The following is an 18776-nucleotide window of genomic DNA, read 5'->3' as shown; positions in this document are numbered from 1 at the left end:
AATCCAAAGCCGTTCAGATGGACCAAGAGCGCCGACGATATCCTCGCCTCAATTCAACGCTTCTGCCTGCGGTCCCTCACAAAAATGCCCAAAATGAAGACAAATTCCGAATCAGGACACTAGCTTATCTTGTCAGCCGGATGACGAACCGGGAACCCAAGGCGTCACTCACTCGTGGCGGCCTTTCCTCCTTTGCCTTGCGGCGGTTGCAGGAATTCGTCGCCACGCACTTGGCCCAGCCGGTCTCCATCGCAGACATGGCGGCTTGTGTCGGCCTCAGCTCCTATCATTTCGCACGCGCGTTCAAACGCTCCACGGGGGAAAGCCCGCATGCCTACATACTGCGCCAACGCATCGCCACGGCAAAAACGGCGCTGACCGCCGGGCGATCCCTTGCCGAAACAGCCGCGCTTTGCGGCTTCAGCAGCCAGAGCCATTTTACCGAGCGCTTCCGAGTTCAAACCGGCATCACACCGGGTCAATTCCGGCGCTGCGGTTAGACCAGCACGATCATGGCAACAAACAGCCTTTCAGATCAGCCAACCAACCGCGCCCCAATCAAAAACTCCACATTCCCCTCCGGCCCTTTAATCGGGCTCGGCGTGATCCCCAACACTTCCCACCCCGGCATCCCGGTAAACCAGCCTTCTATCCGCGCGCATACCTCCTCATGCACGGCGGTATCGCGCACCACCCCACCTTTGCCCACCTGCTCTGGCCCCGCCTCGAATTGAGGTTTGATCAACGTCACCGCAAACGCCCCTGGCGCGCACAAGGCCAGCCCGGCGGGCAGCACCGTCCGCAGGCCGATGAAGCTCGCATCGCACACCAAGGCCCCTATCGGCTCGGGAATCATCTCAGCCGTCAAATGCCGGGCATTGGTCTTTTCCAGTACCACCACCCGCGGGTCAGAGCGCAGCTTCCAGGCCAACTGCCCATGCCCCACATCCACCGCGTAAACCTTCGCCGCGCCATTGGTTAACAGCACATCGGTAAACCCACCGGTGGAGGCCCCCACATCCAGACAAATCCGCCCCGCCGGATCCAACCCAAAATGAGAAAGCCCATGCGCCAGCTTCATCCCGCCGCGCGAAACCCAAGGGTGCTCCTGCCCCTTTACCGAAAGCCGCGCATCCTCGGGCAGCATATCCCCGGCCTTCGCCACCCGCGCCGTGCCCGCATAAACCAGCCCCGCCATGATCAAGGCCTGGGCCTTGGCGCGGGATTCCACCAAGCCGCGCGCCACCAGCATCACATCCACACGCTGCTTGGCCATTATTTGGTATCCCCGGGCATGGCTTTGAATCTGTACGGGCTGGCGCTCGTCGTCTCCGGGCTCAACGCCAAGCGATGCGCGATCGGCGGAAACGCCCGCGAGCGGCAATCCTGCCGCTCGCATAACCGGCAGGACAATCCAATTCCCACCGCCGCCGCGGCCAAATCCAGCCCATCCCCATACACGATCTCCTTCGCGTGTGAGATGTCGCACCCCATGGCAATGACCCGCACGGGTGGTGGCTCTCCCCAACGCGCCGGACGACCGGCTATGGCGCGGGCAAAGCACAGAAAAGTCTCAGTGGCGGAAAGCTGTGCCACCTGCACCCTGATCGTCCCAGGCGTGGCAAAGGCCGAATGCGCCACCCAACGCGGGCAGGTGCCACCATACCTCATAAAGGGAAAACCAGCGGCGGAAAAACGCTTGCTTACATTTCCCGCTGGATCCACCCGCAGGAAGAAGAACGGCACCCCCCGTATCCCGGCCCGCTGCATCGAGGATAAACGATGGCAGGCCTGCTCATAGGAAACACCAAACCGCGCCGCCAACGCATCCACATCGTACCGCAGTTCCCGGGCCGCGCTCAGGAACAGCTCATAAGGCATCATCAGCGCCCCGGCGATATAGTTGAGCAGCCCGATCCGCAGCAACTCAGCGGCATCCTTCGTCGTCGGTTCCGCACGCTTCACGATAGCCTCAACCGGCGCGCGGGCCTCCAGCAACGCAAGCTGAAACGCCATTTGAAACCCCCGGCTTTCGCGAGGCAGATCCTCCGAGAGGGTTAACATCCTGTTGGCCGCGTCGAAGACACGTAAAGCCCCGGGCAGCGGTTGCACACTCACCACCAGCCCATGCTGACGCCGCAGCCGCTCCGCCAGCGCGTGGCTGGAGCCGACAGCCGCCACATCCAGTGCCTTGCCAATCGCCTCCGCCGCGTCCTCCAGCGCTGGAAAATGATTTTCGTGCGCATGGAAAAAATCCCGCACCTCCTCGTTCGGCAGCAAAATCTTGCGCCCCGAGGGCAGCGTGATCCCCGCCCCCTCCTCACGCGCGCCAGCCAAGGCACGATGTAGCACCAGCACCGCCCGGGCCGCATTGGGCGCGGCCGCCAAGGCTTGGATCTCGCTTTCCGGAACCGGCTCCATGGCAAGCTGCGGGTCGGAGAACACTTCCCGCAAGGAAACCTCGAACTCCCTCTCCTGAACACCGGACAGCGCCGCCAGATCGACCTTCAGAATCTCCGTCAGCTTGAACAGCAAGGACGCGGTGACATTCCGCTGGTCATGCTCCACAAGGTTCAAATAAGATGTTGAAATACCAAGTTTTTGTGCAAAGCCCTGTTGGGTGAAGCCTTGCTCCATCCGCAAGCGCCGGATGGTCTTGCCGATCATGATTTTTGACATGTTTTACAAATCGCAAAATTTTACAGTAAAGTCACGCACTGATTTCATCGAATCTTTTTAAATTCCGCTAGTCTCTGCCGGTCGATGTAAATAGTTTCACTTACATCTTCACCGCGCGGCAATCCTCTCCATGCACCTTCCCCCGCCGCGTTGGTGAAGGCCCTGATCAACAAGGAGTGTCACCATGCGTAACCAGACAACCCCCAGCTTCTCCCCCGACGGTCTTGGCGGGAACGGCGTGGTGGTGGCGCGTGACGCCCGCACCAGCGGCCGCTCATCCCACCCCGCCCCCACCCATCGCCGCGCGGAGTCTTCTCATGATCACAATGCTGATTTTGACAATTACGATGACGGTTTGGTCCATGGTCATTTCTGGGCCATGTCCTCGACCGTTCGCTAAATGCGTTAAATGCCGGGTTTAGGGAGGCACGGCAGATCCCGGGCATGGTATATGCCCGGGATTTTTCATTTCTCTTCCAGCCAACCCGCCTGACTTGGCAAACACCGCGCTTGGGTGTGAAATTCCCCCATGTCAGCGCGGCCCTTTCTCCTCACGCCGGATCTACTGCTCCGCGCCTACCGGCTGGGACTGTTCCCCATGGCCGAAACCCGGGCGAGCCCCACCCTGCACTGGCTGGACCCCGAGGCACGCGGCGTGCTGCCCCTGCATGGCTTTCACATCTCCCACAGCCTGATGAAGACGCTGCGCGGCAACCGTTTCACCATCACGGCGGACGCGGATTTTCCGGGCACGATCGCCGCCTGCGCCGCCGCCAGAGCTAACCGGCCGGAAACCTGGATCAATCACGAAATCGAAATATTGTTCACGGAATTACACCGGCTTGGTTTCGCACACAGCGTTGAGACCTGGGAAAACGGCCAGTTGGTCGGCGGGCTATATGGCGCGGCCCTGGGCGGTGCCTTCTTCGGGGAAAGCATGTTCTCCATCGCCACGAATGCCTCGAAAGTAGCATTGGCCCATCTTGTCGCCCGGCTGCGACTGGGCGGCTATACATTGCTGGACACGCAATTCATCACCTCTCATCTTGCCCGGTTCGGCGCCATCGAAGTGCCCCGGGGCACTTACCACACCATGCTGGCCGAGGCGGTCGAACAGCCAGCCCGCTTTCCACCCCGCCCCGATGCCGCCGCATTGCTGCGCGAATTTGAAGCCATGCGAACAGAAGCCCCCTGAGGAGGTTCCATGAAGCGTTTTCTACTCACCGCCCTGACGGTGCTCACACCGGCGCTGGCGCAAGCCGCCCCCGCCTTTTTGCCCACACGGGATGTGGCTGTGCAATACACTCTTTCCAGCCCCGGCCAGACAGCGCAAAATTTCCAGCTTAGCTACGACGCCGCCTCGCAGCTTGCCCGGGTGGACAGTCCCAACGGCTATTATGTACTGGCCAACCTGCCCGCCGGGCAGGCACAAATGGTGGTGCCCGCCTTGCACGCCATTATCCAGGCCCCGGATTTCTCCAACCTCACAACGGAGATCTATCAGGCCGAAAACGCCAATTTCACTCCACTCGGCACCGGGCATTATGCCGGGCTGGATTGCCGAAAATACCGGGTGACGGACAAAAACGGCTCCGCCATCGCCTGTCTCACGCCGGATGGGGTGATCCTGCATTTCACTGGACAGGACGCCAAGGGCACCGCGGAACTGACCGCCACCTCCGTCAGCTATACGCCGCAACCGCAAGAGCGCTTCACCGCCCCCGCCGGCTTCGCCCCTCTCAATTTGCCCCCCGGCGCGTTGAAAGCCTTGTTGCAGCCCCCTCAGTGAAGAATCAGGTGGTGTCTTTATTTTAAGCGAAGAGGCCGAGCCTTCATCTATTTTGCCTAAAATATCACCTTAAATGTGGGGGAAATTTTTCCTAAAGGTCTGATTTTTACAAAATCGTCTTTGGCACGGCCATTGCTTACTGTCTAACAAAGGCCGCTAGGGTTCCGGCCGGATGATTGTCCGGTGTCTGGTCCGAGAGCGGCGGTCATACGGGAGACATCCGTATGATGCACGGCGGGACAAAAGCCCGGGAGAGCATGGATGCGTGGGGATACGCATCGGCTCTCTTAGTATCCCTCGCATCGCTGAAGACTGGTTGTTCAACGATGGAGGTTTATCTTGAATCTGACACGCAAGACGTTTCTGCAATCCAGCGCGGGTCTGGCCGCCGCCGCCATGGCGCCCGCCCTGCCCGCCCAAGCGGCCACGAAGAAGAAATTCACCCTGGCCTGGACCGTCTATGTCGGCTGGATGCCGTGGCCCTGGGCGGCGCAGAACGGCATCGTGAAAAAATGGGCCGATAAATACGGAATCGAAATCGATGTGGTGCAGGTCAGCGATTATGCCACCTCCATAAATCAATACACATCCGGTATGTTCGATGCGCTGACCATCACCAATATGGACACGCTGGCCGTGCCGGCCGTGGGCGGCGTTGACTCCACCTCCATCATCACCGGCGACTACTCAAACGGCAACGATGCCGTCATCCTGAAGGACAAGACGAAATTCGAGGACATCAAGGGGCAAAAGGTCAATATCGTCCAATATTCCGTCTCCCAATATCTGCTGGATCGCGGCCTGCAGATGCACGGCATGACCGAGCGCGACGTAAGGCTCGTCAACACCTCGGACGCTGACATGGCCGCCGCCTTCCTCACGCCGGAGGTCACCGCCGTCGTTACCTGGAATCCGATCGTCGAACAGATCGACGCCGACAAGGACGCCCATAACGTCTTCAATTCCTCGCATATCCCCGGTGAGATTCTCGATCTCGTCATCGTCAACACCCAAACACTGGACTCCAACCCGGATTTCGCCAAGGCGCTTTGCGGCATCTGGTACGAGACGCTGGGAATCATGCTGGCCGACACACCGGAAGCCAAGAAAGCGCAAACCCAGATGGGCCAGCTTTCCGGCACCGATTACGCGGGATTCGCCAGCCAGCTTAAAACCACGCACCTGTTCTCCAATCCCGAGAAGGCCGCGGACTTCACCAAGGGGTCTCAGTTGATCGCCACCATGGATCATGTGCGGCAATTCCTGTTCGCCTGGGGCATGATGGGCCAGGGCGCCACCTCGCCCAACGTTGTCGGCATCGAATTCCCTGGAGGCCATGTCCTAGGCGATGCCAAAAACGTGAAATTCCGGTTCGATGCCAAATATATGGCCATGGCCGCCACACACCAGCTCTGATGCGCCTCATCAACCTGCATCCTGGCAAGCGGGGATCTCAGATCCTCGCTGTCCTGCCCTTCGCGCTGCTGGTTGTGGTCTATCTGGCCGCCTCGGCGGCCAGGCACGCGGCCAACACAAGCGACAAGCTGCTACCGACCCTGTCACAAATGGCGGCGGCCATGAAAATGATGGCCTTCACACAGGACATGGCCACGGGCCAATATTTGCTCTGGAGCGATACGCTCGCCAGCCTCACGCGGCTGGTCGAGGGATTGGCCATCTCTGTCGCCATCTCCTTCGTCATCGGCATCGCGGTGGGCATGGTGCCTTATCTGCGCAAGCTGCTGGTACCCTTCATCGCGGCATTCTCCATGGTGCCACCTCTTGCCATCCTGCCCATTCTCTTCATCATCGCGGGTATCGGCGAGACCGCGAAAGTCACGCTCATCGTCATCGGCACAGCTCCCTTCATCGTCCGGGACCTGATCCTGCGCGTGGAAGAATTGCCCTTGGCGCAACTTATCAAGGCGCAGACGCTTGGCGCCACCTCCTGGCAGATCGCGCTGCGGGTCGTCATGCCGCAAATGCTCCCGCGACTGATCGACGCGCTGCGCCTTTCCCTAGGCCCGGCTTGGCTCTATCTGATCTCCGCCGAGGCCATCGCCGCGCAGGATGGGCTGGGTTACCGCATCTTCCTGGTCCGCCGCTATTTCGCGATGAACATCATCATCCCTTATGTCATCTGGATCACGCTGCTGGCCTTCCTGTTCGACATCGCGCTGCGTCTCATCCAGCGTTATGCCTTTCCCTGGTTCGCGGGGGCCAAATCCCAATGAGTCTCATTGAGATCAAAGATCTCTGGCAGATCTACGACAGCCGCGTCGTACTGGAAAAGATCAATCTCAACATCGTGGAAAACAGCTTCGTCTCCATTGTCGGTCCGTCCGGCTGCGGCAAAACCACGCTGTTGCGCATGCTGATGAGTGAGGAGTTCTGCACACGCGGCACCATCACCTTCGACGGCGCCCCCCTGGCGAAAGAACCCACGCTGGAACGCGGTGTGGTGTTCCAGCGCTATTCCGTGTTCCCACATCTCACGGTGCTGGACAATGTGCTGTTGCCGATGGAGCTGAAATCCTCACGCCTGCTCGGCAAGATCTTTGGCCCGAAACGCTACGCGATGAAGGAGGAAGCCCGCGCCATGCTCGACCATGTCGGGCTGCTGCGATCGGCCACACTCTATCCCGCGCAGCTTTCCGGCGGCATGCAGCAACGCCTGGCCCTGGCGCAGGCACTCATCGCCAAACCACGTGTCCTGCTGTTGGACGAACCATTTTCCGCGCTCGATCCTGGCACCCGCGCCGATATTCACGTACTCACCAAACGCCTCTGGGATGAGACGAAAATGACCGTGGTCATGGTCACGCACGACATTTCCGAGGCTTTCCGCCTTGGCACACGCGTGATCGTTCTCGAACGCCCCATGGCCGACGACCCCACCAAGGGTGCCCGCATCACCCACGACATTCCGGTGCATCCACGCGCCAAGACCAAAACAGGAGCTCCCTGATGCTTGATCTCGACAAGCTGACCCCCGCGCAATACCGCGAACGCTACGAAGCCTTGCAGGAGGCCGCCCGCGCCCGCGCCGCCAGCACCAAACCGGAAGCGACCTTCGCCGACATCAAACCAGAAGATATTTTCCTGGAAGATGCCATTCCCCCCGGCTGGTATGTCAATCTCCGCCTCCAACGCGGCGCCGCGTTGCGCATCGCCAACCCATCCGGCACGCCCGGCGCGGCTTTCTTCATGTGGAACGCGGCGGATATGTCGGAGCGTTTCAACGCCGGCGACACCACCAAGCTGCAATGGACCACCAACCTCACCACCGGGCGCGTGCTGTTCTCGGACATGGGCCGCGTGCTCGCCTCCATCGTGGTGGATACAGGAGCCGGGCATGACAGCATCATCGGCCCCAATGGTCCCGCACAGACACAAACCCGCAACGGGCGCGACAACCTACGCAGCGGCGCCGCCAAATTCGGCCTGTCCCGGCGCGATGTCGCCCCCGCTCTCTCACTCTTCTCTCCCGTCGGGGTGGACGGGCAAGGCGTGATGCGCTGGCGCGGCAACCCGCCTCCGGGCGCCATGGTGGAACTGCGCGCGGAAATGGATCTGCTCATTGTCCTCTCCAACACCCCGCACGCGCTCAGCCCCGTGCAGCAGGCCACCGGCCCCATCTCCTACATCGCCTGGCATGCCCCGACCGCCAGTGCCAACGATCTCTGCCGCCACTTCACCGAGGAAGCCGCCCGCGGTTTCATCAATAACGACCGGTATTTCGCAAAATGACCATCATTTCAGACATTCATGTCCCCGCCCGCGCCCCTTATTCCGCAGTACTGAAGAAGGGCCAAACCATCCGCATCGTCGACCTGCAAAGCCAGCAGGCCGTGGATGCGCTGTTCTATAATGCCCAGGACACGACAGAGCGCTATTCCGCCCAGGATACGTTGGCCGCGCAAGCCGCCCAGGATGGACGTTATGATCTCACCACGGGTTCAGTTCTGCTTTCCAACGAAGGCCGGGCAATGTTGAAAATCACAGCCGATACTTGTGGATTTCACGACACTTGCGCGGGTGCCTGTTCCTGCGAAAGCAACACCGTGCGTTTTGGGCATGAGACGCGCTTCATGCACTCCTGCCGGGAGAATTTCATCGCCGAGCTGGGCAAATACGGCATGAGCAAGCGCGATCTTGTCTCCAACGTCAATTTTTTCATGAATGTTCCCATCCGCCCGAACGGCGAGCTCACGGTGGATGACGGCGTCTCCGACCCGGGCGGGTATGTGGAATTGCGGGCGGAAATGGATGTGCTGGTGCTCATCTCCAACTGCCCGCAGGTGAACAACCCTTGCAATGGTTTTACCCCCACACCCATCCAAATCATCATCAGCGAATAAACCCGGTATGTTCAGCAAAGTTCTCATCGCCAATCGCGGCGAAATTCTGGGCCGCGTCTGCCGCACATTGCGGGATATGGGCATCGGATCCGTGGCCATCTATTCCGATGCGGACCGTTTCTCTCCCACCGTTCTGGCGGCGGATAAGGCACTGCGCATCGGCCCAGCCCCGGCGGCGGAGAGCTATCTGAACATCGATGCCATCATCAAGGCCTGCCGGGAAACCGGTGCGGAAGCCGTGCATCCCGGCTATGGGTTTCTCTCGGAGCGCGTGGAGTTCGCCGAACGTCTGGCGGCGGCGGGCATCAAATTCATCGGCCCCCGGCCAGAGCATTTGCGGGATTTCGGACTGAAGCACACGGCCCGCGACCTCGCGCAAAAAGCGGGCGTGCCCATGCTGCCCGGCACAGGCGTGCTGTCAACACGCACGGAGGCCTTGGCCGAAGCCACCCGCATCACCTACCCGGTCATGCTGAAAAGCAGTGCCGGCGGCGGTGGCATCGGCATGGTGCTTTGCCATGACGATGAAGAGTTGGCCGACAAATATGACAGCATCGCCCGGCTCGCCGCCAACAATTTTGGCAATGCGGCCTTGTTTCTGGAAAAATACGTCGCCCGCGCCCGCCATGTGGAGGTGCAGATTTTTGGCGATGGCAAGGGCGGCGTGGTGGCGTTGGGGGCCCGCGATTGCTCGCTCCAGCGCCGCAACCAGAAAGTGGTGGAAGAAACCCCCGCACCGAATTTACCGGATGCCACGCTGGCGGCGATGCAGGAGGCCGCCATCGCGCTTGCATCCTCCGTGCAGTATGAATCCGCGGGCACGGTCGAGTTTGTTTATGACGCCGAGGCGCGGGCATTCTATTTTCTGGAAGTGAATACCCGCCTGCAGGTCGAACATGGCGTGACCGAGGAGGTTTACGGCGTCGATCTCGTGCGCTGGATGATCGAGCAAGCCGCAGACAACTTCACTCTCCCCACGCAAGACTCCTTGAAGCCTCAAGGAGCGGCCGTGGAAGTTCGCATCTATGCGGAAAATCCCGGCAATAATTTCGCCCCCTCCAGTGGCACCCTCACCGCCTTCAACCCCGGCCCTGGCCTGCGCGTGGATACATGGGTGGAAACCGGCACGGAGGTCTCCGCTTTTTATGACCCGATGCTGGCGAAATTCATCGCCACCGGCGCCACCCGTGCAGAGGCTCTGGAAAATCTGCGAATCAACCTGGCGCGAAGCGAGATTTTTGGAATCGAGACAAATCTCGATTATCTGCAAGATGTTCTCGCCCTACCCGAATTCACGGCAGGCGAGATGACCACCCGGAGCTTGGCGAATTTCACTTTCACGCCCTTGGCGGCGGAGGTGATGGACCCCGGCGCGCAATCCAGCCTGCAAAGCCTGCCAGGACGCCTGGGCTATTGGGAAGTCGGCATCCCCCCCAGCGGGCCGATGGACGATCTACACCATGGCCATGCCAACGCCCTGCTCGGCAACACATATGATGCCATTACGCTGGAGCTGACCCATACCGGCCCCACATTGCGTTTCCTGGCGGATACGCTCATTGCGCTCTCCGGCGCGCGGATGCCGGCCCTGCTGGATGAAACACCCATTCCCTACCATCGACCCGTGCGGATAAAGGCTGGACAGATACTGGAGCTGGGCATGATCGAGGGCCCCGGCCAACGCGCCTATCTCGCCATATCCGGCGGTTTCCGCGCCCCGCTTTATCTCGGCAGCACCGCCACCTTCACCCTGGGCGGCTTTGGCGGCAACACGGGTCACGCCTTGCGCGCTGGCGATACGCTGCGTTTCAATCCGCCCACCCCGCCCCCTGAAACCCAGCCCGAAACGCCCCCCATCCTCACCCACGACTGGCATCTCACCGTTCGTTACGGCCCCCACGGCGCCCCTGATTTCTTCACGAACGAAGATATTTCGGCAATCTTCACCTCCATCTATGAGGTTCACCACAACTCCGCCCGCACCGGCGTGCGTCTCATCGGCCCCAAACCAAAATGGGCCAGGCGGGATGGCGGCGAGGCCGGCCTGCACCCCTCCAACATCCATGATAACGCCTATGCCGTCGGCGCCATCGATTTCACGGGAGACATGCCGATTCTACTGGGACCGGACGGCCCTTCGCTCGGCGGCTTCGTCTGCCCGGCCGTGGTGACAAAGGAAGATCTCTGGAAGCTTGGCCAGCTCAAACCCGGCGACAAAATCCGCTTCCAACGCGGGGATCATGCCCCGGCCATCATCTCCACCCATAAGGAGCGCGCGGGGGATATTGTCGTCCGCCGCGCGGGCGATGAGGATATCCTCATCGAATTCGGCGAGATGAAGCTGGATTTCGAGCTGCGCCTGCGCGCCCAGGCGCTGCGGGACGCGCTGGAGGCCGCGAAACTGAAAGGCGTGGTGGACCTCACCCCCGGCATCCGCTCCCTGCAGGTACATTTTGATTCCACCGAGACCACACCGGCAAAGATGCTGGCGGCGATGGAAGAGATCATCCCCACCCTGCCGGCACCGGAGGAGATGGAGGTGAAGGCGCGCACGATCCATCTGCCGCTCTCCTGGAATGACAGCCAGATCCGCCTCGCCATGCGGAAATATCAGGAAACCACGCGCCCCAACGCGCCCTGGTGCCCGGATAATATCGAGTTCATCCGCCGCATCAACGGGCTGGAAAGCATCGAAGCGGTCAAGCGGCTTATCTTCGACGCCTCCTACGTCGTGCTCGGACTGGGCGATGTCTATCTCGGCGCGCCCGTCGCCACGCCGTACGACCCACGCCACCGGCTGGTGACCACAAAATACAACCCCGCCCGGCCCTGGACACCACAAAATGCCGTCGGCATCGGCGGGGCCTATATGTGCGTCTATGGCATGGAAGGCCCCGGCGGCTACCAGCTTTTCGGGCGGACCATCCAGGTCTGGAACACGCATCGCCAAACCCCACCCTTCGAGCCGGGAAAACCCTGGCTGCTGCGGCATTTCGACCGGATCCGCTTCACGGAAGTCTCCGAACAGGAACTTCTGGAAGCCCGCGACGCCTTCCCTCACGGCAAATACCCGCTGCGCATCGAGGAAAGCCATTTCTCCCTGCGCGAATACCAGTCCTTCTGCGCCGAAAACGCCGAAAGCATCTCTGCCTTCCAGGCCACCCAGCGCGCCGCTTTCGCCGCCGAGCGTGAAGACTGGGTTACCAAGGGGCTGAACAGCTTCGAGGAGCCGGACATCGCTCCAGCACCGGAGGAAACCCCTCTGCCCCCAGGCAGCCGCGCCATCGCCGCTCCCGTGCCCGGCAGCATCTGGCAAATTCTCACCAAACCCGGCGCCATTGTGCAACGCGGGGATGTGGTGATGATCCTGGAATCCATGAAGATGGAAGTGCGTGTGCTGGCCACCGCCTCAGGGCGCATCACCTCGCTCGGCGCCGCGCCTGGCCAGGCCGTCCGTGCCGGACAACGCCTTGGCGTGATCACCACAGAGACGAATTGATGGAAAATGAACCGATGATCCCGGCGCTTTTGGAATTCTCCGCCATTCAAACCGGCTATGCCGCCGGAACCCTGACCCCCACGACACTGGTCAAAGCGCTGCTAGCGCGCATCGCCGCATACCCGGACAAGGCGGTATTCATCTCCCTGGTGCCGGAGGAAAGCCTGCTGGCGCAGGCCGCGCGGCTGGAGGCGGAGGGCCCCACGGGCAAGCCTCTTTACGGCATTCCTTACGTGGTCAAGGATAATATCGACGTAGCGGGCCTGCCCACCACCGCCGCCTGCCCGGCCTTTGCCTACATACCGGAGCATGATGCCACCACAGTCGCCCGCCTGCGGGCCGCCGGTGCCTTGCTCATGGGCAAGGCCAATCTGGATCAGTTCGCCACCGGGCTGAATGGCACACGCTCCCCCCATGGCGCCCCTCGCTCGGTGTTCAACGCGGCTTACATTTCCGGCGGGTCGTCCTCGGGCTCCGCTGTTTCCGTCGGCGCGGGGCTGGCCGCATTCTCGCTGGGCACGGACACCGCCGGTTCCGGTCGCGTGCCCGCCGCCTTCAACAATCTCATCGGCCTCAAACCTTCCATCGGCCGCCTCTCCGCCGCCGGTGTCGTCCCCGCGTGCAAAAGCCTGGATTGTATATCGATCTTCGCCAATTGCGCGGCCGACGCCATGACGGCATTGACCGCGGCGGAAGGTCACGACACGGCGGATTGCTACTCCCGCGCGCCCGCCAATCACCCCTTGCCCACCGCGCCGCGCCTGGGTGTGCTGGCCGCCGGGGACAAGGATTTCGCTGGCGACCAGGCAGCGGCAACCCTCTATGAGGCCGCTCTGGCAAAGGCCCAAACATTGGGCTGGGAGCTGGTGGAGATCGACTACGCCCCTTTCCGCGACATTGCCGCCCTGCTTTATGGCGGAGCCTTCGTAGCGGAGCGCACCGCCGCCACCCGCGCCTTCATGAAAACCCATGCGGAAGATGTCTTCCCCGTGGTGCGGACCATCATTGAAAGCGGCAATAAATTCTCCGCCGCCGATGCGTTTGACGATATTTACAAAGTCCAGGCCCTGCGCCAGCTCACCATGGCGGAGCTGGCCAAATGCGACGCGCTGCTGCTGCCCACCGCCCCCACCATCTTCACCGTGGAAGAAATGCTGGCCGAACCGGTGAAGCATAATTCCACACTCGGCCTCTACACCAATTTCGTGAACCTGCTGGACATGGCGGCCATTGCTCTTCCCGCCGGATTCAAGCCGGACGGGCTACCCTTCGGTATCACCTTCATCGGCCCCGCCTTCTCCGAAACCTCGCTTTCAGCTTATGCGGACAAGCTGCACAAGGCTCTGGGCGCCGGCGCGGGCATGACCCGCGCCGAACCCCAGACCAGCTACGAAGCACCCATGGAGGAGGTCACGCTCGTCGTCGCCGGGGCGCATCTATCCGGCATGGTGCTGAACCACGAACTCACCAGCCTGGGTGCCCGCCTCATCCGCCCGGCCCTCACTGCGGCGGACTATAAGCTCCATGCCCTGGCCACCACTCCCCCCAAGCCCGGCCTTGCCCAAACCCCCGGCTTTTCCGGCGCTGGCATCGCCGTGGAGCTTTGGGGCCTGAGCCCGGAAGCCTTCGGGCGTTTCGTCGCCGCCCTGCCGGCGCCGATGGGCATCGGCCGGGTCACATTGGAAGATGGCACAACCCATCCCGGCTTCCTGTGCGAGGCCCATGCGCTGGAAGGAGCGGAGGACATCACCGCGCATGGCGGCTGGCGGGCCTACCGCGCCCACCGCAACCACTAGCCATATACGCAATTTGCCGAACATCGTGGGGGCAAGCGCCTCATTCATCTCCCGCGCTGGATCGTTTGGAATATCGAAAACAAGGGACGCCATCCCCGGTATCACCACGATCCGCGCCGCAGGAGATGCTCATGTCAGCAACATCGCAAGGTCCAAATACTCCGCTTCCCCGAAGGAAGTTCAACAAACTCGTCTCGAATCCCGTCTTCGAGGATTATTCTCTTCGCTACGCGCCCAAAAGCTTCCGTACCTGGTCGCAATATGCCGTGTTCTCCGCGGCTCTTGGCGGCATCGCCTATCTGGCGGACCAGGCCATCGGCGGCTCCCTGGCCGTGCAATTCGGTTTCACCAATGCCTTCTGGGGCATCATCGCCGCCGCGGTGATCATCTTCCTCACCGGCATACCCATCGCGTATTATTGTGCCAAATATAACGTGGATGTGGATCTGCTCACCCGCGGTGCCGGTTTCGGTTACCTGGGCTCCACCATCACCTCGGTCATCTACGCGTCATTCACCTTCATCTTCTTCGCGCTTGAAGGTTCGATCATGGCGCAGGCCTTCAATCTCTATTTCGGAATCCCGCTGCCCATCGGCTATGCCATCGGCTCGCTGCTCATCATACCGCTTGTCGCCTTCGGCATGACCCTGCTCTCCAAGCTGCAGGCCTGGACACAGCCTCTCTGGCTCCTGCTGCTGTTCGCGCCACCCGTGGCCGTGCTGATGGCAGATCCTAACGCCATCTCCAGCTGGGTGAATTTCGCCGGTTCCTCTCCCAGCGGCGATGCCTTCAACCCGCTGCTGTTCGGTTCCGCCGCCGGCATCGCCCTCTCCCTCATCGCACAGATCGGCGAACAGGCTGACTATCTGCGTTTCATGCCGGACAAAACCAAGAAAAGCTCCATAGGCTGGTGGCTGGCCGTGCTGGGCGCCGGTCCCGGCTGGGTGATTTTGGGTGCCGCCAAACAGCTCATGGGCTCTTTCTTCGCGTCCGTCGCCGTCGCGCACGGCACACCGATGGAACAGGCCAACGAGCCGATCCAGATGTATCATGCTGGCTTCACCTATATTTTCGGCGCCGGGTTCACCGCCATCACGGTGGCGACCTTCTTCGTCATTCTTTCACAGATCAAGATCAACGTCACCAACGCCTATTCCGGTTCCCTCTCCTGGTCGAACTTCTTCTCGCGCCTGCTGCATGTGCATCCCGGCCGCGTCGTGTACATCTTCTTCAATGTCGGCATCTCGCTGACGATGATGGAGCTGAACATGTTCTCCGTGCTTGGCCACATTCTCGGTTTCTATTCCAATGTCGCCGTGGCCTGGATCGGCGCGGTAACGGCGGATCTGGTCATCAACAAACCACTTCTGAAGCTCAGCCCCTCTTACATCGAGTTCAAGCGCGCGCATCTCTATAACTTCAACCCGGTTGGCTTCGGCGCCATGGTGATCGCCTCGCTCATCTCCGTGCTCGCTTTCTTCCATGTGTTCGGGGAATATGCCGCCGCCTATTCAGCCTTCATCGCGCTCGGCGTGTCCTTCATCGCCTCGCCGCTCATTGCCATCGCCACCAAGGGCAAATATTACGTGGCCCGCGATTCCAGCTACCATGCCGGGGTCAAGCACGACACGCTGACCTGCGTCTCTTGCGGCTTTGAATATGAAGCGCTGGACATGACAGGCTGCCCCTTCCACAAGGGCAATATCTGTTCCCTCTGCTGCTCGTTGGATTCCGATTGCCACGACCAGTGCAAAAAACCCCATGCGGACCCCATGCTTTCCTACGGCACACCCGCCGATCTAAGCCACTAATCCTTCAACCTCGCCGGGCCTGCGCGCAGCAGGCCCGGTTTTTATTGAAAGAGGCCCATCATGTTGCATGGAGATATTTCCAGCAGCGCCGATACCGTTGGCGTTGCCGTCGTCAATTACAAAATGCCCCGGCTGCACACCAAGGCCGAGGTGATCGAGAACGCCAAAAAAATCGCCGCGATGATCCCCGGCATGAAACTTGGCCTTCCGGGGATGGATCTCGTGATCTTCCCTGAATATTCCACGCAAGGGATCATGTACGACCCGGGCGAGATGATGGAAACGGCGGCCAGCATCCCCGGCGAGGAAACCGAGATCTTCGCCGCGGCTTGCCGTGAGTCGAAAGTCTGGGGGGTCTTCTCCCTCACCGGCGAACGGCATGAGGACCACCCAAACAAGGTGCCCTACAATACCCTCGTCCTCATTAACGACAAAGGCGAGATCGTCCAGAAATACCGTAAGATCATGCCTTGGGTACCGATCGAGGGCTGGTATCCCGGCGGCAAGACCTTCGTTTGCGACGGCCCCAAGGGGCTGAAAATCAGCCTCATCATCTGCGACGACGGCAATTACCCCGAAATCTGGCGCGACTGCGCGATGAAGGGCGCCGAGCTGATCGTCCGTTGCCAAGGCTATATGTATCCGGCCAAGGAGCAGCAGGTGCTGATGGCCAAAACCATGGCCTGGGCGAATAATTGCTATGTCGCGGTCGCCAATGCCACTGGTTTCGACGGTGTCTATTCCTATTTTGGTCATTCCGCGATCATCGGTTTCGATGGCAGGACGCTGGGCGAATGCGGCGAAGAGGAATATGGCATCCAATATGCCGCGCTCTCCAAATTTCTCATTCGGGACGCGCGCAAGAATCTGCAATCGCAAAACCATCTCTTCAAGCTGCTGCATCGCGGCTATACCGGTATGGTCAATTCCCGCGAGAACCAGCCCGGCATGGCCGTCTGCCCGTTCGATTTCTACCGCGAATGGGTGAACGACCCGGAAGCCACGCGCGCGAAGGTGGAAGCTCTCACCCGCCCCACGCTAGGCACGGATGAATGTCCCATCGAGGGGATTCCCAACGGCGCAAGCACAACCGCCATCGTGGAGTAAAAGAAGAGGAGGCCGAAAGGCTTCCTCTTTCCATCGTGAGATGTTCCTCGTCTAACTCATCCATGAAAACGGCTTCCTCCCGGGGGAGCCGTTTTCAATGGCTGATCATCCAGGGCCGGCTACCCGGAAAGCTCTTCATCGGGGCGGGCGCATCGGCCTTCAACTTACCCGGCGGCTTGGCGCAGCATCCGCACCCTGGTGGATGCCGCCCGCTCTTGCGTGTGCTGTCCGGCTCATAAGCGCTTTTCTCGTTCACCGCATATGCCTTGCGTTTGGTGCCGCTCATCAGCGCGAAATGCGGCACATTCAACAAGGCCCGTGGCGCGGCCTTACCGCATTCCGGACAGTCGAGATCGTCCTCGAACGCCGCCATTGGCATCAGCGCGGTGAATGGCCCGCAATGCGGGCACATATAATCGTAAACCGGCATCTTACTTGTCCGGCGCGATCGGCAGATCCATACCGCCAGCCAGCGCCGGAATTGGGCCAGACGCACCGGGATTGATGTCAAACTCGAAAATCTCGGTTGGCAGATACAGCGTGGCGCAGGCATTGGGCACATCCACGATCCCTGAAATATGCCCCTGCACCGGCGCCGTGCCAAGCAAGGAATAAGCCTGAGCACCGGAATACCCGAATGTCTTGAGGTAGTTGATCGCGTTCATGCAGGCCTGTTGATAAGCCACGAACATATCGAGATAATGCTGCTCGCCGGAATCATCGACCGAAATTCCCTCGAACACCAAATAATCCTGATAATTCGGCTTGATCGGGCTGGGCTTGAAGATCGGATTCTTGATCCCGTATTTCGCCATGCCGCCCTTGATGAGCGAATGAATGCCCAGATGGATGAAGCCAGGCATCTCGATGGCGCCGCAGAAGGTGATCTCGCCATCGCCCTGGCTGAAATGCAGATCGCCGACAGACAATCCCGCCCCCTTCACATAGACCGGGAAATAAACCCGCGCCCCACGGGATAGATCCTTGATGTCGCAATTGCCGCCATGTTCACGCGGCGGCACGGTGCGCGCCCCCTCGGCGGCGGCCTTGTCACGCGCGGCTCCCTTCATGCGGCCCATATGGGCGGTCGGCGCGAAAGGCGGGTTGGCTAGGCCCGGCACCCGGGTGGGGTTGGTGGAAATCAACTCCGTCTCACGCTTGTTCCAAGTTTCCAGCATCTTGGCGTCCGGCAGGCAGCCAATCAGGCCGGGATGGATCAGCCCGGCGAAATTCACCCCCGGAATATGTCGTGAGGATGTGAACATGCCCTTGAAGTCCCAAATGGATTTTTGCGCCAGCGGGAATTGGTCGGTCAGAAAGCCCCCGCCATTCTTCTTGGCGAAAAACCCGTTAAAACCCCAGAGATTCTCCTGAAGCGGCCCAATATCCAGAAAATCCACAACCAGCAGGTCGCCTGGCTCCGCGCCTTCAACCTCGATCGGGCCGGAGAGATAATGCACGGTGGTCAGATCAACATCGCGAATATCCTCAGCGCTGTCATTGTTCTTGATGGCACCACCGGTCCAGTCATAGCATTCGAGGATGAAATCATCCCCGGGCTTTACCTTGGCAACCATCGGAATATCCGGATGCCAGCGATTATGCACCATGTCATTCGTCAGGGGCGATCCATTCAGATCGACTTTGATCAGCGTCTCGGTCACGGCGAGGACACTCCATTTGGCTGAAACGTTTGGGAAAAACCTCGTGCAAAGCACCGTGCCACCCTCGAAA

General features: G+C 60.6%; 17 protein-coding genes and 1 riboswitch. Of the genes, 13 read left to right on the top strand and 4 right to left on the bottom strand.

The window, feature by feature from the left end; genetic code table 11:
• Window positions 1–140: 140 nt before the first annotated feature.
• Window positions 141–500 carry an AraC family transcriptional regulator gene (locus AB7D48_RS09950; RefSeq protein WP_427978374.1) on the top strand — a complete coding sequence of 120 codons (360 nt, stop codon included), beginning with the start codon at window positions 141–143 and terminating at the stop codon, window positions 498–500.
• Window positions 501–535: 35 nt separating this feature from the next.
• Here the strand turns inward: AB7D48_RS09950 and AB7D48_RS09945 are convergent, their stop codons facing one another.
• Together AB7D48_RS09945 and AB7D48_RS09940 are read right to left on the bottom strand one after the other, a co-directional pair.
• Window positions 536–1276 carry a TlyA family RNA methyltransferase gene (locus AB7D48_RS09945; protein ID WP_427978372.1) on the bottom strand — a complete coding sequence of 247 codons (741 nt, stop codon included), beginning with the start codon at window positions 1274–1276 and terminating at the stop codon, window positions 536–538.
• A complete protein-coding gene (locus AB7D48_RS09940; protein ID WP_427978369.1) occupies window positions 1276–2679 on the bottom strand; it encodes a helix-turn-helix domain-containing protein in 1404 nt (467 codons plus the stop codon). The genes AB7D48_RS09945 and AB7D48_RS09940 overlap by 1 nt, the downstream gene beginning before the upstream one ends.
• Window positions 2680–2863: 184 nt before the next feature.
• Between AB7D48_RS09940 and AB7D48_RS09935 the strand changes: the two genes are divergently transcribed.
• From AB7D48_RS09935 to AB7D48_RS09880, 12 genes are all read left to right on the top strand, one after another.
• On the top strand, window positions 2864–3079 hold the full coding sequence (locus AB7D48_RS09935) for a hypothetical protein (protein WP_427978367.1): 216 nt from the start codon (window positions 2864–2866) through the stop codon (window positions 3077–3079).
• Between the two features lie 129 nt (window positions 3080–3208).
• Entirely contained in the window at window positions 3209–3874 is a 666-nt protein-coding gene (aat, locus tag AB7D48_RS09930) for a leucyl/phenylalanyl-tRNA--protein transferase (RefSeq protein ID WP_427978364.1), read from the top strand.
• Between the two features lie 9 nt (window positions 3875–3883).
• Window positions 3884–4468, top strand: coding sequence for a hypothetical protein (locus tag AB7D48_RS09925; protein WP_427978362.1), 585 nt, complete (start codon window positions 3884–3886; stop codon window positions 4466–4468).
• Window positions 4469–4613: 145 nt separating this feature from the next.
• Window positions 4614–4724, top strand: a riboswitch (guanidine-I (ykkC/yxkD leader).
• A gap of 83 nt (window positions 4725–4807) precedes the next feature.
• Window positions 4808–5884 (top strand): putative urea ABC transporter substrate-binding protein, encoded by a 1077-nt coding sequence (locus AB7D48_RS09920; RefSeq protein WP_427978360.1) that lies wholly within the window; start codon window positions 4808–4810, stop codon window positions 5882–5884.
• The gene (locus AB7D48_RS09915) at window positions 5884–6702 is read left to right on the top strand and encodes an ABC transporter permease (protein ID WP_427978358.1); all 819 of its coding nucleotides are present in this window, start codon (window positions 5884–5886) and stop codon (window positions 6700–6702) included. The genes AB7D48_RS09920 and AB7D48_RS09915 overlap by 1 nt, the downstream gene beginning before the upstream one ends.
• On the top strand, window positions 6699–7436 hold the full coding sequence (locus AB7D48_RS09910) for an ABC transporter ATP-binding protein (protein WP_427978356.1): 738 nt from the start codon (window positions 6699–6701) through the stop codon (window positions 7434–7436). The genes AB7D48_RS09915 and AB7D48_RS09910 overlap by 4 nt, the downstream gene beginning before the upstream one ends.
• A complete protein-coding gene (locus AB7D48_RS09905; protein WP_427978354.1) occupies window positions 7436–8218 on the top strand; it encodes an urea amidolyase associated protein UAAP1 in 783 nt (260 codons plus the stop codon). Before AB7D48_RS09910 ends, AB7D48_RS09905 begins: the two co-directional genes overlap by 1 nt.
• Window positions 8215–8829, top strand: a complete 615-nt coding sequence (locus AB7D48_RS09900) for an urea amidolyase associated protein UAAP2 (protein WP_427978352.1) — start codon at window positions 8215–8217, stop codon at window positions 8827–8829. The genes AB7D48_RS09905 and AB7D48_RS09900 overlap by 4 nt, the downstream gene beginning before the upstream one ends.
• Before the next feature lie 7 nt (window positions 8830–8836).
• Entirely contained in the window at window positions 8837–12328 is a 3492-nt protein-coding gene (locus AB7D48_RS09895; RefSeq protein ID WP_427978350.1) for a 5-oxoprolinase/urea amidolyase family protein, read from the top strand.
• Window positions 12328–14124 carry an allophanate hydrolase gene (gene atzF, locus AB7D48_RS09890; protein WP_427978347.1) on the top strand — a complete coding sequence of 599 codons (1797 nt, stop codon included), beginning with the start codon at window positions 12328–12330 and terminating at the stop codon, window positions 14122–14124. Before AB7D48_RS09895 ends, atzF begins: the two co-directional genes overlap by 1 nt.
• Window positions 14125–14255: 131 nt before the next feature.
• On the top strand, window positions 14256–15935 hold the full coding sequence (locus AB7D48_RS09885) for a purine-cytosine permease family protein (protein ID WP_427978344.1): 1680 nt from the start codon (window positions 14256–14258) through the stop codon (window positions 15933–15935).
• A gap of 60 nt (window positions 15936–15995) precedes the next feature.
• Window positions 15996–17042, top strand: a complete 1047-nt coding sequence (locus AB7D48_RS09880) for an aliphatic amidase (protein ID WP_427978341.1) — start codon at window positions 15996–15998, stop codon at window positions 17040–17042.
• Window positions 17043–17136: 94 nt separating this feature from the next.
• Here AB7D48_RS09880 and AB7D48_RS09875 read toward each other — a convergent pair whose 3' ends face one another.
• Together AB7D48_RS09875 and fmdA are read right to left on the bottom strand one after the other, a co-directional pair.
• A complete protein-coding gene (locus tag AB7D48_RS09875; protein ID WP_427978339.1) occupies window positions 17137–17472 on the bottom strand; it encodes an FmdB family zinc ribbon protein in 336 nt (111 codons plus the stop codon).
• A 1-nt stretch (window position 17473) separates the two neighbouring features.
• On the bottom strand, window positions 17474–18706 hold the full coding sequence (fmdA, locus tag AB7D48_RS09870) for a formamidase (protein WP_427978336.1): 1233 nt from the start codon (window positions 18704–18706) through the stop codon (window positions 17474–17476).
• Window positions 18707–18776: the final 70 nt, after the last annotated feature.

This window comes from Acidocella sp. (genome assembly GCF_050253495.1).
Taxonomy (GTDB): Bacteria; Pseudomonadota; Alphaproteobacteria; order Acetobacterales; family Acetobacteraceae; genus Acidocella.
This window is presented reverse-complemented; position numbering and strand designations above follow the sequence as displayed.

Coding starts and splice junctions, on each gene's coding strand:
- AB7D48_RS09945 (WP_427978372.1), bottom strand. CDS start 1,276: ATGGCCAAGCAGCGTGTGGATGTGATGCTGGTGGCGCGCGGCTTGGTG.
- AB7D48_RS09925 (WP_427978362.1), top strand. CDS start 3,884: ATGAAGCGTTTTCTACTCACCGCCCTGACGGTGCTCACACCGGCGCTG.
- AB7D48_RS09950 (WP_427978374.1), top strand. CDS start 141: ATGACGAACCGGGAACCCAAGGCGTCACTCACTCGTGGCGGCCTTTCC.
- AB7D48_RS09910 (WP_427978356.1), top strand. CDS start 6,699: ATGAGTCTCATTGAGATCAAAGATCTCTGGCAGATCTACGACAGCCGC.
- AB7D48_RS09940 (WP_427978369.1), bottom strand. CDS start 2,679: ATGTCAAAAATCATGATCGGCAAGACCATCCGGCGCTTGCGGATGGAG.
- AB7D48_RS09875 (WP_427978339.1), bottom strand. CDS start 17,472: ATGCCGGTTTACGATTATATGTGCCCGCATTGCGGGCCATTCACCGCG.
- AB7D48_RS09935 (WP_427978367.1), top strand. CDS start 2,864: ATGCGTAACCAGACAACCCCCAGCTTCTCCCCCGACGGTCTTGGCGGG.
- AB7D48_RS09885 (WP_427978344.1), top strand. CDS start 14,256: ATGTCAGCAACATCGCAAGGTCCAAATACTCCGCTTCCCCGAAGGAAG.
- AB7D48_RS09900 (WP_427978352.1), top strand. CDS start 8,215: ATGACCATCATTTCAGACATTCATGTCCCCGCCCGCGCCCCTTATTCC.
- AB7D48_RS09905 (WP_427978354.1), top strand. CDS start 7,436: ATGCTTGATCTCGACAAGCTGACCCCCGCGCAATACCGCGAACGCTAC.
- atzF (WP_427978347.1), top strand. CDS start 12,328: ATGGAAAATGAACCGATGATCCCGGCGCTTTTGGAATTCTCCGCCATT.
- AB7D48_RS09915 (WP_427978358.1), top strand. CDS start 5,884: ATGCGCCTCATCAACCTGCATCCTGGCAAGCGGGGATCTCAGATCCTC.
- AB7D48_RS09895 (WP_427978350.1), top strand. CDS start 8,837: ATGTTCAGCAAAGTTCTCATCGCCAATCGCGGCGAAATTCTGGGCCGC.
- aat (WP_427978364.1), top strand. CDS start 3,209: ATGTCAGCGCGGCCCTTTCTCCTCACGCCGGATCTACTGCTCCGCGCC.
- AB7D48_RS09880 (WP_427978341.1), top strand. CDS start 15,996: ATGTTGCATGGAGATATTTCCAGCAGCGCCGATACCGTTGGCGTTGCC.